This is a genomic window from Vibrio sp. 2033 (assembly GCF_033339735.1).
In genome coordinates, this window is the sequence record NZ_JAWOVC010000856.1 from 1 (window position 1) to 514 (window position 514).

1 pseudogene is annotated in these 514 nt (G+C 46.5%); it reads right to left on the minus strand.

From position 1 onward, the window contains the following. Window positions 1-224 precede the first annotated feature (224 nt). A pseudogene (locus R7P74_RS29475) lies at window positions 225-514 on the minus strand (organoarsenical effux MFS transporter ArsJ); the annotation flags it as partial.

The following is a 514-nucleotide window of genomic DNA, read 5'->3' on the forward strand; positions in this document are numbered from 1 at the left end:
CGCAATCAGGTGGTAAGCGGCATGAATTACGAGATTGAATTTGAAATGGATAATGGCGAAATCTGGAATACGATTGTCTACCGCTCGTTAGACGACGAAATCAAAATGACGCAACCTGCAAAGCTTGGACGCTTCTGCTCATAATATGCAGACATAAAAAATGGCTCCCGATTGGAGCCATTTTTATTCACGATGTTCTGTTCAGCCCATCACATTCATCAGAACTAAGCCGTGGCGATATTAGCTTTAGGCAACTTAATCGAAATCAACGTTGTCAGCGCCAAGAAAGCGAAAGAGACCCACAAACACGCCGCTAGTCCAGCTTCTTGGTAAATCCACCCCGACAATACCGTGCCAATCAAACGTCCCATGGCGTTGGCCATGTAGTAAAAACCGACATCCAACGACACGCCGTCGCCTTTGGCATAGCTCACAATCAGGTACGAATGCAGCGAAGAGTTAATGGCAAAGACCGCACCAAAAATCATCAGCCCAACCACAATCACGATTTCCG